At 69.2% G+C, this 13,244-nt stretch carries 10 protein-coding genes; 4 read left to right on the top strand and 6 right to left on the bottom strand.

Annotated elements, in window-relative coordinates:
- Positions 1-3: 3 nt before the first annotated feature.
- Positions 4-1,029 (bottom strand): ATP-dependent 6-phosphofructokinase, encoded by a 1,026-nt coding sequence (locus tag OC490_RS43535; RefSeq protein ID WP_019073126.1) that lies wholly within the window; start codon positions 1,027-1,029, stop codon positions 4-6.
- A 187-nt stretch (positions 1,030-1,216) separates the two neighbouring features.
- Between OC490_RS43535 and pta the strand changes: the two genes are divergently transcribed.
- From pta to pyk, 3 genes are all read left to right on the top strand, one after another.
- Positions 1,217-3,328 carry a phosphate acetyltransferase gene (gene pta, locus OC490_RS43530; protein WP_262063592.1) on the top strand — a complete coding sequence of 704 codons (2,112 nt, stop codon included), beginning with the start codon at positions 1,217-1,219 and terminating at the stop codon, positions 3,326-3,328.
- On the top strand, positions 3,325-4,536 hold the full coding sequence (locus OC490_RS43525; protein ID WP_262063591.1) for an acetate kinase: 1,212 nt from the start codon (positions 3,325-3,327) through the stop codon (positions 4,534-4,536). Before pta ends, OC490_RS43525 begins: the two co-directional genes overlap by 4 nt.
- Before the next feature lie 73 nt (positions 4,537-4,609).
- Positions 4,610-6,040 (top strand): pyruvate kinase, encoded by a 1,431-nt coding sequence (pyk, locus tag OC490_RS43520; RefSeq protein ID WP_262063590.1) that lies wholly within the window; start codon positions 4,610-4,612, stop codon positions 6,038-6,040.
- A 315-nt stretch (positions 6,041-6,355) separates the two neighbouring features.
- On the opposite strand, the gene OC490_RS43515 is transcribed toward pyk, so the two are convergent.
- The 4 genes from OC490_RS43515 to OC490_RS43500 form a co-directional block, all read right to left on the bottom strand.
- Positions 6,356-7,681 carry a hypothetical protein gene (locus OC490_RS43515; RefSeq protein WP_262063589.1) on the bottom strand — a complete coding sequence of 442 codons (1,326 nt, stop codon included), beginning with the start codon at positions 7,679-7,681 and terminating at the stop codon, positions 6,356-6,358.
- Positions 7,671-8,285: a DUF6114 domain-containing protein gene (locus OC490_RS43510; protein WP_262063588.1), complete on the bottom strand. Its 615-nt coding sequence runs from the start codon at positions 8,283-8,285 to the stop codon at positions 7,671-7,673. Before OC490_RS43510 ends, OC490_RS43515 begins: the two co-directional genes overlap by 11 nt.
- A gap of 117 nt (positions 8,286-8,402) precedes the next feature.
- A complete protein-coding gene (locus OC490_RS43505; RefSeq protein ID WP_262063587.1) occupies positions 8,403-9,038 on the bottom strand; it encodes a DUF6230 family protein in 636 nt (211 codons plus the stop codon).
- Between the two features lie 647 nt (positions 9,039-9,685).
- Positions 9,686-10,663, bottom strand: a complete 978-nt coding sequence (locus OC490_RS43500; RefSeq protein WP_262063586.1) for a tetratricopeptide repeat protein — start codon at positions 10,661-10,663, stop codon at positions 9,686-9,688.
- A gap of 216 nt (positions 10,664-10,879) precedes the next feature.
- Between OC490_RS43500 and OC490_RS43495 the strand changes: the two genes are divergently transcribed.
- Positions 10,880-11,506: a TetR/AcrR family transcriptional regulator gene (locus OC490_RS43495; RefSeq protein WP_262063585.1), complete on the top strand. Its 627-nt coding sequence runs from the start codon at positions 10,880-10,882 to the stop codon at positions 11,504-11,506.
- Here OC490_RS43495 and OC490_RS43490 read toward each other — a convergent pair.
- The gene (locus OC490_RS43490) at positions 11,503-13,203 is read right to left on the bottom strand and encodes a methylmalonyl-CoA mutase (protein WP_262063584.1); all 1,701 of its coding nucleotides are present in this window, start codon (positions 13,201-13,203) and stop codon (positions 11,503-11,505) included. The genes OC490_RS43495 and OC490_RS43490 overlap by 4 nt on opposite strands.
- Between the last annotated feature and the right edge of the window lie 41 nt (positions 13,204-13,244).

The following is a 13,244-nucleotide window of genomic DNA, read 5'->3' as shown; positions in this document are numbered from 1 at the left end:
GACCTAGAAGACCGACTCCGCCTCGTCCATCCGGTCCTTCGGCACCGTCTTCAGCTCGGTGACCGCCTCCGCCAGCGGCACCATCACCACGTCCGTGCCGCGCAGCGCCGTCATCCGTCCGAACTCGCCCCGGTGCGCGGCCTCCACCGCGTGCCAGCCGAACCGGGTCGCGAGCACCCGGTCGTACGCGGTCGGTACGCCGCCGCGCTGGATGTGGCCGAGGATGACCGGCTTGGCCTCCTTGCCGAGGCGGCGTTCGAGTTCGTACGCCAGTGCCGTGCCGATGCCCTGGAAGCGCTCGTGGCCGAACGCGTCGATCTCGCCCTTGCCGTAGTCCATGGAGCCCTCGGCGGGGTGCGCGCCCTCGGCGACGCAGACGACGGCGAACCGCTTGCCGCGGGCGAAGCGTTCCTCGACCATCTTGACCAGGTCGGCGGGGTCGAAGGGGCGCTCGGGCAGGCAGATGCCGTGGGCGCCCGCCGCCATCCCGGACTCCAGCGCGATCCAGCCCGCGTGCCGGCCCATGACCTCGACGACCATCACTCGTTGGTGGGACTCCGCGGTCGTCTTGAGGCGGTCCATCGCCTCCGTGGCGACGCCCACCGCCGTGTCGAACCCGAACGTGCGGTCCGTCGACGAGATGTCGTTGTCGATCGTCTTGGGGACCCCGACCACCGGCAATCCGGCGTCCGACAGCATGCGCGCCGCCGTCAGCGTGCCCTCGCCGCCGATCGGGATCAGCGCATCGATCCCGAAGTCCCGCGCGATGTCCAGCGCGTTCTCGCACGCTTCCCGCAGGCGGTCGCGCTCCAGGCGGGAAGAGCCCAGGATCGTGCCGCCGCGGGCGAGGATGCCGCTGACCGCGTCGAGGTCGAGGGTGCGGTAGTGGCCTTCGAGCAGTCCGGCGTAGCCGTCCTCGAAGCCGATGACCTCGTCGCCGTAGTTGTCGACCGCTCGGTGCACGACCGATCGGATCACTGCGTTCAGGCCGGGGCAGTCGCCGCCTGCGGTGAGAACTCCGATGCGCATCGTGCTGTGTCTCCTGCTCGCTGTTGAGACCGGTGAGCCGGATTCGATTGTTTCACGTCCCTCAGGGCGACGCCGCTCCCGTCCGACCGAGGGGCGTCCTAACCACCCCCGGAGGTATTGTCAAGAGGCTTCCGCTCACCCCGGTGGGCGATTTTTATGACCACCGAGACGAAGCGAGGTAGCACGCGTGACCCGCAGCGTGTACGTGACCGGGATCGACCGCGGCGACGGCCGTCAGGTCGTCGAGCTGGGGGTCATGGAGCTCCTGACCCGGCAGGTCGACCGGGTGGGGGTGTTCCGGCCCCTCGTCCACGACGATCCCGATCGGCTGTTCGAACTGCTGCGCGCCCGCTACCGGCTCTCGCAGGACCCGGCGACCGTCTACGGCATGGACTACCACGAGGCGTCCGCCCTCCAGGCCGAGCAGGGGACGGACGAGCTGGTGTCGACGCTCGTCGAACGGTTCCATCTCGTCGCCCGTGACTACGACGTCGTCCTCGTCCTCGGGACCGACTTCGCGGACACCCAGTTCCCGGACGAGCTGGCCCTCAACGCCCGTCTCGCGAACGAGTTCGGCGCGTCCGTGATCCCCGTCGTCGGCGGCCGCAAGCAGACCTCCGAGTCCGTGCTCGCGGAGACCCGCAACGCGTATCGCGCCTACGACGGCCTCGGCTGCGACGTCCTCGCCATGGTCACCAACCGGGTCGCCCGCGAGGACCGGGAGGAGATCGCCCAGCGACTCACCACCCGGCTGCCGGTGCCCTGTTACGTCGTACCGGACGAGCCCGCGCTCTCCGCGCCGACCGTCGCGCAGATCACCCACGCCCTCGGCGGCCGGGTGCTCCTCGGGGACGACTCGGGGCTCGCGCGGGACGCGCTGGACTTCGTGTTCGGCGGGGCGATGCTGCCCAACTTCCTGAAGGCGCTGACGCCCGGCTGTCTCGTCGTCACCCCGGGCGACCGCGCCGACCTCGTCGTCGGCGCGCTCGCCGCGCACAGCGCCGGCACCCCGCCGATAGCCGGCGTCCTGCTCACCCTGAACGAGGTGCCGAGCGACGGGATCCTCACCCTCGCCGCCCGCCTCGCGCCGGGCACGCCGGTGGTCTCGGTGGCCGGGAACTCCTTCCCCACCGCCGGTGAACTCTTCGCCCTGGAAGGGAAGTTGAACGCGGCCACCCCGCGCAAGGCGGAGACCGCGCTCGGCCTCTTCGAGCGGTACGTCGACACCGGCGACCTGCTCAGGCGGGTCTCCGCGCCGAGCAGCGACCGCCTCACCCCGATGATGTTCGAGCACACGCTCCTGGAGCGGGCCCGCTCCGACAAGCGCCGGATCGTCCTCCCCGAGGGCACCGAGCCCCGCGTCCTGCACGCCGCCGAGGTGCTGCTGCGCCGGGGCGTCTGCGAACTCACCCTCCTCGGGCCCGAGGACCAGATCCGCAAGCGGGCCGCCGACCTCGGCATCGACCTCAGCGCCGCCCAGCTGATCGACCCGCAGACCTCCGAACTCCGCGACCGCTTCGCCGAGAAGTACGCCGAACTCCGCGCCCACAAGGGCGTGACCGTCGAGCTGGCCTACGACGTCGTCGCCGACGTGAACTACTTCGGGACGTTGATGGTGCAGGCCGGGCTCGCCGACGGGATGGTCTCCGGCGCCGTGCACTCCACGGCCGCCACCATCCGGCCCGCTTTCGAGATCATCAAGACCAAGCCGGACGCCGACATCGTCTCGTCCGTCTTCTTCATGTGCCTCGCCGACAAAGTGCTGGTGTACGGCGACTGTGCCGTCAACCCCGACCCGAACGCCGAGCAGTTGGCCGACATCGCCATTCAATCGGCCGCCACCGCCGAGCAGTTCGGGGTCGCCGCGCGGATCGCCATGCTGTCGTACTCGACGGGTACGTCCGGCTCGGGCGTCGACGTCGACAAGGTGCGCGAGGCCACGGAGCTGGTCCGGCTGCGGCGGGCCGATCTGCGGATCGAGGGGCCGATCCAGTACGACGCCGCCGTCGAGCCGAGTGTCGCCGCCACGAAGATGCCGGAGTCCGAAGTCGCGGGCCGGGCAAGCGTGTTGATCTTCCCCGACCTCAACACCGGCAACAACACCTACAAGGCCGTGCAGCGTTCGGCCGGCGCGATCGCCGTCGGGCCGGTGCTCCAGGGGCTGCGCAAGCCGGTCAACGACCTGTCCCGGGGCGCCCTCGTCTCGGACATCGTCAACACCGTCGCCATCACGGCGATCCAGTCCCAGAGCCCGAAGAACCAGGCAGAGAACCCGACCGAGAAGGCAACCCAGCAGTGACCGCGACCCGTGTCCTCGTGCTCAACTCCGGCTCCTCGTCGGTGAAGTACCAGCTCCTCGACATGCACGACGGCGAGCGGCTGGCCCTGGGGCTCGTCGAGCGCATCGGCGAGGAGACCTCCCGGCTCAAGCACACCTGCGTCACGACCGGTGCCGTACGGGAGTCGATCGCGCCGATCGCCGACCACGAGGCCGCCCTGAAGGCCGTAGCGGAGCAACTGGCCACGGACGGGCTCGGGTTGGACTCTCCCGAACTGGCTGCCATCGGGCATCGGGTCGTGCACGGCGGGATGACCTTCACCGCTCCCACCGTCATCGACGACGCGGTGCTCGCCGAGATCGAGCGGCTGATCCCCGTCGCTCCGCTGCACAATCCGGCGAACCTCGTCGGGATCCGGACCGCGATGGCGCTGCGGCCGGATCTGCCGCAGGTGGCCGTGTTCGACACCGCGTTCCACACGACGATGCCGGAGTCGGCCGCGCGGTACGCGATCGACGTGGCGACCGCGGACGCGTACCGGATCCGGCGGTACGGGTTCCACGGGACCTCGCACGCGTATGTGTCGCGGGCGACGGCGAAGCTGCTGGGGAAGGCGCCCGAGGACGTGAACGTCATCGTGCTGCATCTAGGGAACGGGGCGTCCGCCTCGGCCGTGCGCGGTGGGCGGTGTGTGGACACCTCGATGGGGCTGACGCCCTTGGAGGGGTTGGTGATGGGGACCCGGTCGGGAGACCTGGATCCGGCCGTCATCTTCCATTTGATGCGTGTTGGCGAAATGTCCACCGATGAGATCGACACTCTTCTCAACAAGAAGAGCGGTCTGATCGGGTTGTGCGGGGACAACGACATGCGGGAGATCCGGCGCCGGATCGACGAGGGCGACGAACAGGCGGAACTCGCCTTCGACATCTACATTCACCGGTTGAAGAAGTACATCGGTGCCTACTGCGCGGTACTCGGCCGGGTGGACGCGGTCGCCTTCACAGCGGGAGTCGGGGAGAACGCGAGTGCGGTGCGGGAAGCTGCCGTCGCGGGCCTGGAGCTGCTGGGGCTTGAGGTGGACGGGGCGCTGAACGCCGTACGGAGTGACGAGCCGCGGCTGATCTCGCCGGCGTCCGGGCGGGTCGCGGTCGCGGTGGTGCCGACGGACGAGGAATTGGAGATCGCCACACAGACCTATGCACTGGTCGGAAATTCCAACGCCTGAGCGCCTGCCCGCCCATTTGTATCTTCCGCCAGACGGAATATTCCGTAGCGAAACAAACCGATAGGATCGTCCCATGCGCCGTTCGAAAATCGTCTGTACTCTCGGCCCCGCGGTCGACTCCCACGAGCAGTTGGTGTCGCTGATCGAGGCCGGCATGAATGTGGCCCGCTTCAATTTCAGCCACGGCACCCACGCCGAGCACCAGGGCCGGTACGACCGCGTCCGTGCCGCGGCCAAGGAGACCGGCCGTGCCATCGGCGTCCTCGCCGACCTGCAGGGCCCGAAGATCCGCCTGGAGACCTTCGCCGAGGGTCCCGTCGAGCTGGTGCGCGGTGACGAGTTCACCATCACCACCGAGGACGTCCCGGGCGACAAGACCATCTGCGGGACGACGTACAAGGGCCTGCCCGGTGACGTCTCCCGCGGCGACCAGGTCCTCATCAACGACGGCAACGTCGAGCTGAAGGTCCTCAGCGTCGAAGGCCCCCGCGTGAAGACGATCGTCATCGAGGGCGGCGTCATCTCTGACCACAAGGGCATCAACCTGCCCGGCGCGGCCGTGAACGTGCCCGCGCTGTCCGAGAAGGACGTCGAGGACCTGCGCTTCGCGCTGCGGATGGGCTGCGACATGGTCGCCCTGTCCTTCGTGCGCGACGCGAGCGACGTGTACGACGTCCACAAGGTGATGGACGAGGAGGGCCGCCGGGTCCCCGTCATCGCCAAGGTGGAGAAGCCGCAGGCGGTCGCCAACATGGAGGCCGTGGTCGCGGCCTTCGACGCGGTGATGGTGGCCCGCGGGGACCTCGCCGTGGAGTACCCGCTGGAGAAGGTCCCGATGGTGCAGAAGCGCCTGGTGGAGCTCTGCCGGCGCAACGCCAAGCCGGTGATCGTGGCGACCCAGATGATGGAGTCGATGATCACCAACTCCCGCCCCACGCGCGCCGAGGCCTCCGACGTGGCCAACGCGATCCTGGACGGCGCGGACGCGGTCATGCTGTCCGCCGAGTCCTCGGTGGGCGCCTACCCGATCGAGACCGTGCAGACGATGTCGAAGATCGTCCAGGCGGCCGAGGAGGAGCTGCTCAGCAAGGGCCTGCAGCCGCTCGTGCCGGGCAAGAAGCCGCGGACGCAGGGTGGTTCGATCGCGCGTGCCGCGTGCGAGATCGCCGACTTCCTCGGCGGCCGGGCCCTGGTGGCCTTCACGCAGTCCGGTGACACCGCCCGCCGGCTGTCCCGCTACCGCGCGCAGCAGCCGATCATCGCCTTCACCACCGACGAGGGCACCCGCAACCAGCTGGCGCTCAGCTGGGGCGTGGAGTCGCACGTGGTGCCGTTCGTCAACACCACCGACGAGATGGTCGACATGGTCGACGGCGAGATCGCCAAGATCAACCGCTTCAACCCGGGCGAGACCGTCATCATCACCGCCGGCTCGCCCCCCGGCGTGGCCGGCACCACGAACATGCTCCGCGTCCACCACCTCGGCGGCGGCGAGGGCAACTGACGTACCGCTGAAGGCTTTTGTACGGCGCTGAGGGCGTCCCCTGCGACCAGGGGGCGCCCTCGGCTGTTCGCCGTCGGTCGGATCATGCGGCCGGGGGTGCTCCGACCGTCTCGCACAGCCATGTGCCGGCGCGCAGCTCCGGGTGGGCGGTGGTCGATCAGCCGTACGGCGTCCGCCTTCGCCCGCTCCGCGAGACCGCGACGTCGGTGTGCGCCTCCGGTTCTCGGACCGCGCGGAACAGAGCAGTGCCCCGCCGAGTGGGTACTCGGCGGGGCACTGCTCCTTCGCGGCTCCCGAACGGGCTTGTGGACGGGCTCAGTTCTGGTAGCTGCGCAGACCGGGAACGGTCAGCGTGCCGCCGAACTGGCCGGCCTGGACCACCTTCACGTTGGTGAAGTAGATCAGCGGGATGTTCAGCGGCGGCGGGCTGTCCGGGGTGAACGTGATCGGGATCAGTCCGAACAGGTTGCCCGAGATGGACTCCGTGTACATCACGGTGTCGCCGTCGCGGATCGTGGACGTCGAACCGGAGGCCGCCTGCACGTGGTATGTCTTGCCGGACTGCTTGTCGTCCACCGTCTGGTGCAGGTCGCCGATGTCGGTGCCACCGGAGATGACGTACTTCAGGACCTTCTTGACCTTGCCGCTGGCCGTCTTCACCTCGACGATGCCCTTGTAGTCGGCGCCCTTGAGCAGCAGCGAACTCGCGTTCAGGTACCAGGGGTCGTCGGGCAGCAGCACCTTGTTGTCGACGCCGCTCAGGTCGTCCGTGGCGACCGGGCAGTCCGAGGTGTCGGTGCTCGCGCTCGCGGACGGACTCGCCGTGGCCGAAGCGGTGGCGGTGGCCGTGTCCTCGGCCGCCTTCGTCGCCGTGTCGGTCGTGTCCTTCACGGTGTCGTCGACCGTGTCGGTGGCCTTCTTCGTCGTCTCCTTGACGGTGTCGGACGCACTGGAGGAGTCGTCCGTGGACGTGTCCTTCGTGGCGCTCGCCGAGGCGGACGCGGTCGGCGTCGGCGTGGCGGTCGCCGTGGAGTCCGAACCCGACGAGCTGGAACCGCCGGTGAGGATGCCGGTGATCGCGTCGCCGATGGTGTCCAGCAGGCTCTCGCTGCTCGCGGTCGCCGAGGGCGTCGCGGTGGCGGTGGAGCCGGACGACGTACTGCCGGAGTCGCTGGACTTGCTCGCCGAGGCCGAAGCGGTCGGCGTGGGCGTGGACTTGTCGTCGGAACCTGAATCCGACGAAGAGGTCTTGCCCGAGTCCTTCGTGGCGGAGTCCGTCGACGTGGCCGACGGTGTCGCCTCGTCCTTGGACGAGTCCGAGGACTCGCTCGTGGACGCGGACGGCGTCGCCGAGGCGCCGGCCGTCGAGTCGGCGAGGGCCGCGACGCAGTCCTTGTACTCGTCGGCCGTCAGACTCTTCGACGACGGCGAGGTCGTCGAACCGTTGTCGGCGAGGGCGAGCGAGGACGTGAAACCCAGCCCCACGATGACAGCGGTCGGCATCGCCACCGTGGCTATCGCCTTGCCGGCGGGCATGTGGAGCCTGGTGAGCAACGGCTTCTTGGGCGCCGCGTGCCGCGGCCCGGTTCTCACACGGGACGCGTCCACGTCAGTCCCGTGGGTCACCTCGTCAGCCGGCACTGTGCCTCCCGTTCGCCCCGTTGTTCACCGGGCTCGTTCCTGACAGATCCTTGGGCTCGTCCGCGTCGTCGGCGGACTCGTGCGGCACTGACTCGTGAGGCGCGGCTTCGTAGTACGACGCGGACTCGTGCGGTGCGGCCTCGAACGGTGCGGCTGCGGGTGCGCCGCCTTCTCCCTGCGTGTCCTCCGGTACCGCCTGCGGCTCCGGCGGTGCGCCCGGCGCCCACGACACGGCCAGCGCCCCGCCGACCATGGCGAAGAGGAAGCCGATGAGGAAGCCGCCGAGGTTGGACACGGGGATGGACACCAGCGCCAGCAGAATCGCCGCGACACCCGCGAAGGTGCGCACGTGCTTCTGGAACCAGAGGCTGAAGCCCAGGACGACGAGCAGCACGCCGATGATCAGGGACCCGGCGCCCGCGGTGGTGGCCATCGCCAGCGTCAGATGCCCGATCTGGAGATGCGCGTACGGGAAGTAGGCGATCGGGAGTCCGCCGAGCATGACGTACAGACCGGCCCAGAACGGCCTTGTGCCACGCCAGGCGCGGAACTGCAGCCTCCGGCGGGTGAACTGACCGGGTGCGGCAGGAGTCTCGGCGCTCATGGAAAACAGCTCCCTGGTACGGCGTTGCTGTGGTGGAGAGGTGCACCTCGGGTGAAGGTGCGGGTGGAAGGTGGACGGGCGGGGGCGCCACCGGCTCCCCCGCCCGCCGTCAAGTGCCTAGTAGCACTCGTGGGTGCCGGTCGAGACCGACATCTTCAGCCCGCTGAGCTTGAAGGTTCCGGCAGTGGTGGCCCACGCCGTCTGCTTCACGTTGGTCAGCGTGGCCGACTCGGCCTGCTGGGCGAATCCGTACGGGTTGGCAGCCTCGCTGCCGCCCTTCATGCCCGGACCCTTGGTCGCGCTTCCGGCGGCCACACCGATGTCGATGTTGTGGAACACCGCGTCGGCGGCGAGGTCCTGGACATCGATGTACAGGTTCTCGGCCTGGACCGGCGTACCGTCGCCGCCCGCCTTCAGCACGAGGCTGACCGATCCGAAGATCGGGATGTTCGGGGTGACCACCGACTGGCACATGTTGGTGATCGAAGCGGACTTGAACGCCGAGACGGCGACGGGGTGAGCCGTCTTGCTGCCGTCCAGGTTGTAGCCCGAGTCCAGGGCTCCGTACTGCGTGAAGCCCGTGCCGTCGAGCTGATCGGCCGTCACCTTGAACGACTGGCCGGAAACACTGAACGACGCGGCAAGGGCGCCCTGCGCGAGGGCGACACCTATACACGCCGTAGCGGCGACGCTGGGCACCATGACCACAGCGAAGCGCTTCCATCTCGTCCCGCCACGCACCTGGGACTCCATATTTCCTCCTTCTCGGACGTACATCTCCTGGCCCTGACTGCCCCCAGATGGCGGCTCAGCCGGGCAGGGATGGGAGAAGTGCTACGTCCTCGGGAAGGGGAGCGCCTGTACCCGGAGGCGCGAACCCGCGCACCGATCACCGGCGATCACCCCCGAGCGACAACCACTGGTCGCGCCTGACGCACATCACGCACAACCTTGCTGGACAGGCTCCGCCTCGCGGCGAAGACCCCCCTGCCCAAGAGCCGACTCCATTGTTTCCGGCTCTACTCGGTGGGGACCCAGGAGACCCCGTCGACCCGACCGGCTGTCGGGGTACGGAAACGGACCGAGCGTCGCCGATCGTGGTGCATTCTCGCCGCCCGCACAAGGGGCTTCGTTACTGGGTAGTAACGAGCGGATAACCGAACAACGACCCGCCGGTATCGACCGACGACGCTGGGTGTCATCCTGGGCCAGGACAAAACGATGGATCTTCGGACGGAATCCGACAGAACAACGCCCCTGGCTTACTCCAAGTAACAGCGACCGCGATTACCAAGTTTTGGTAAAGCGCGGTCGCAGTGACACTCTGTCGGCAAATATTTCACACCGGCAACACCGTTCCCGAGGTTTACCGACTGGTCAGAACCGGCCTCGCGCCCCGCTCAGAACAGCGCCCGCGCCAGTGCCCGCCGGGCCGCCGCCACCCTCGGGTCGTCGGCCCCGACGACCTCGAACAGCTCCAGCAGCCGCAGCCGTACGGTGTCCCGGTCGTCACCCGCCGTGCGCCGCACGGTGTCGATCAACCGGCCGAACGCGTCCTCGACATGACCGCCCACCAGATCCAGGTCGGCGGCGGCGATCTGCGCCGGCACGTCACCCGGCTTCCCGGCGGCCTCCGTACGCACCTGCTGCGGGTCGAGCGTCGACACCCGGTGCAGCAACTCGGCCTGCGCGAGCCCGAGCTTGGCCTCCGAGTTGGCCGGGTCGTCGCTCAGCACGTTCTTGTAGGCCTGTACGGCCCCGCCGAAGTCCCCGGCGTCCAGGGCCCGTACGGCGGCTTCCAGCAGCGCGTCGTAGGGGCCCGCCGGCATCTCGGCGACGACCTCGGGGCGGTCGCCCGGCACGGCGTCCGGGTCGACGGTCAGCCCGGTGAGACCGAAGCGCTGCTCGGCGACCTGGATCAACTGGTCGAGGGTCTGGCGGACCTGCGGCTCGGTGGCGGCCCCCTGGAAGAGCGGCAGCGCCTGCCCGGCGACCACCGCGAAGACGGCCGGGATGCCCTGCACCCCGAACTGCTGCATCAGCATCTGATTGGCGTCGACGTCGATCTTGGCAAGGACGAAGCGTCCGTCGTAGTCGAGGGCGAGCCGCTCCAGGATCGGGCTCAGCTGCTTGCACGGCTCGCACCACTCGGCCCAGAAGTCGATGACGACCGGGACCTCGGTGGACCGCTGCAGGACCTCGCTCTCGAACCCCGCCTCATCTACGTCGATCACAAGATCGGCCGGCGAGACGGCCCCGCCACCGCCCTGTCTGGCGGATTCGGCGCGCGCCTGCTCCGCCTTGGCCTTGGCCTCCTGGGCCGCCTTCACCGCGGCGAGGTCGACGACTCCGCTCATGGACATGTTCCGTGGCTGCATGCGTCTATCCTCCCCCGTCCGCGCGTGTGAATGAAAAGTGTTGTGAAAGCCGGTCCGGTCAGTGCTGTTCGGCAGGTGCTGTTCGGCGTCGGGTCCCCACCCCACGCCCGCGGTTTCGCTACGGGTCGTAGCGTAATGGTGCCGGGTGCCTCGCGGAAAGGGATACCCGGTGATCTCCCTCACTGCACCACAGGAACCGCCGGTTATGGTCAAGGGATGCAGAGCCGCACTCCCGTCCCACGCGCCGCGGGACGCCCCCGCAGCACCACCGCGGACACCGCGATCCTCGCGGCCACCCGGGAGGCCCTGGTCGAACTCGGCTGGTCCAAGCTCACGTTGGGAGACGTGGCAACCCGCGCCGGGGTCGCGAAAACGACCCTCTACCGCCGCTGGGCAGGCAAGAACGAACTCGTCGTCGACGCCGTCGCCGAACTCTTCGACGAACTGGAACTCCCCGACCGGGGCACCCTGGCCGCCGACATCGAGGGCGTCGTCCTCCAGTTCGCGGCGATCCTGGCACGCCCGGAGGCCAAGAGTGGACTGATGGCGGTGGTCGCCGAGTCCGTCCGCGACAACGCCCTGCGCGAACGCATCCGCGAATCGATCGTCGACCGGCAGAAGTGCCTGGTCGTGGAGGGCAGGGCACGCGCCCAGGCCCGCGGCGAACTGCCCCCGGAATCAGACCCCTTGGAAGCCGCGCGCACCGCCGACCTGATCTTCGACGTGGTCGCCGGCGCGGTCGTCCACCGCACCCTGGTGAGCGCGGAACCGGCCGACGAGGACTGGGTCCGCAGCTTCACCCGGGTCCTGCTGCTGGGCCTGACCGCGCTCACGAACCCCTAGAAGCCCGCAGGCTCGGTGTAGACCCCCCACTCCTCGCGCAGCACCCCGCAGATCTCACCGAGCGTCGCCTCGGCCCGCGCCGCGTCCAGCATCGGTCCGATCATGTTCGACCCGTCCCGCGCGGCGGCGAGCATCGCGTCCAGCGCCGCCCCTACGGCCGCCTCGTCCCGAGCGCCCTTCCGCGACCCCAACTCCCGGATCTGCTCCCGCTCCACCTCATGGCTGACCCGCAGGATCTCCAGGTCCCCGGTGACCGACCCGTGGTGCACATTGACGCCGACGACCCGCTTGTCGCCCTTCTCCACGGACCGCTGGTACTGGAAGGCGGCCTCGGCGATCTCACCGGTGAACCAGCCGTCCTCGATCCCGCGCAGGATCCCGGACGTGATCGGCCCGATCGGGTGCCGCCCGTCCGGATGCGCCCTCAGCCCCCGCTCCCTGATCTGCTCGAAGATCTTCTCGGCGTCCGCCTCGATCCGGTCGGTGAGCTGCTCGACGTACCACGAACCCCCCAGCGGATCCGCCACGTTGGCGACCCCGGTCTCCTCCATCAGCACCTGCTGCGTGCGCAGCGCGATCTCCGCGGCCTGCTCACTGGGCAGCGCGAGGGTCTCGTCCAGGGCGTTGGTGTGCAGCGAGTTGGTCCCGCCGAGGACGGCTGCGAGCGCCTCTACGGCCGTCCTGACCACGTTGTTGTACGGCTGCTGCGCGGTCAGCGAGACGCCGGCGGTCTGGGTGTGGAAGCGCAGCCACTGGGCCTTCTCGGACCGCGCGCCGTAGACGTCCCGCATCCAGCGGGCCCAGATCCGGCGCGCCGCGCGGAACTTGGCGATCTCCTCGAAGAAGTCGACGTGCGCGTCGAAGAAGAAGGACAGGCCGGGTGCGAACACGTCCACGTCGAGGCCCCGGGACAGGCCGAGTTCGACGTACCCGAAGCCGTCGGCCAGCGTGTACGCCAGCTCCTGCGCGGCCGTGGAGCCGGCCTCGCGGATGTGGTACCCGGAGACGGACAGCGGCTTGTAGGCGGGGATGCCGGCCGCGCAGTACTCCATGAGGTCGCCGATGAGGCGCAGGTGCGGCTCGGGCTGGAAGAGCCACTCCTTCTGGGCGATGTACTCCTTGAAGATGTCCGTCTGGAGCGTGCCGTTGAGGACGGCGGGGTCGATGCCCTGGCGCTCGGCGGCGACCAGGTACATGCAGAAGACGGGGACGGCCGGCCCGCTGATGGTCATCGAGGTCGTCACATCACCCAGCGGGATGTCCTTGAACAGGACCTCCATGTCGGCGGCGGAGTCGATGGCGACCCCGCAGTGCCCGACCTCGCCCAGCGCGCGCGGGTCGTCGGAGTCGCGGCCCATCAGGGTCGGCATGTCGAAGGCGACGGAGAGGCCGCCGCCGCCGTTGGCGAGGATCTTCTTGTAGCGCTCGTTGGTCTGCTCGGCGTTCCCGAACCCGGCGAACTGCCGGATCGTCCAGGTCCGCCCCCGGTAGCCCGTGGCGTGCAGCCCGCGCGTGTAGGGGTACTCGCCGGGCCACCCGATCCGCTCGAAGCCGTCGTACGTGTCCCCGGGGCGAGGTCCGTACACCGGCTCGACGGGGTCCCCGGAGAGCGTGGTGAAGTCGGCCTCACGCGTGCGTGCGGCGTCGAACCGGGCCTGCCAGCGTCGGCGGCCCTCTGCGATGGCGTCAGCGTCCATGCTTCGAATTTACTAGGACGTCCTAGTAAATGTCGATGGGC

It is taken from the genome of Streptomyces sp. STR69, assembly GCF_024519455.1.
Classification (GTDB): Bacteria; Actinomycetota; Actinomycetes; order Streptomycetales; family Streptomycetaceae; genus Streptomyces.
The sequence above is the reverse complement of the archived record's forward strand: the minus strand, read 5'-3'. Positions and strand labels throughout refer to the sequence as shown.

Bases quoted from the DNA above. Each gene is read 5' to 3' on its own strand.
- OC490_RS43535 (WP_019073126.1), bottom strand. From the start codon at position 1,029: ATGCGCATCGGAGTTCTCACCGCAGGCGGCGACTGCCCCGGCCTGAAC.
- pyk (WP_262063590.1), top strand. From the start codon at position 4,610: ATGCGCCGTTCGAAAATCGTCTGTACTCTCGGCCCCGCGGTCGACTCC.
- OC490_RS43510 (WP_262063588.1), bottom strand. From the start codon at position 8,285: ATGAGCGCCGAGACTCCTGCCGCACCCGGTCAGTTCACCCGCCGGAGG.
- OC490_RS43505 (WP_262063587.1), bottom strand. From the start codon at position 9,038: ATGGAGTCCCAGGTGCGTGGCGGGACGAGATGGAAGCGCTTCGCTGTG.
- OC490_RS43500 (WP_262063586.1), bottom strand. From the start codon at position 10,663: ATGCAGCCACGGAACATGTCCATGAGCGGAGTCGTCGACCTCGCCGCG.
- OC490_RS43495 (WP_262063585.1), top strand. From the start codon at position 10,880: ATGCAGAGCCGCACTCCCGTCCCACGCGCCGCGGGACGCCCCCGCAGC.
- OC490_RS43490 (WP_262063584.1), bottom strand. From the start codon at position 13,203: ATGGACGCTGACGCCATCGCAGAGGGCCGCCGACGCTGGCAGGCCCGG.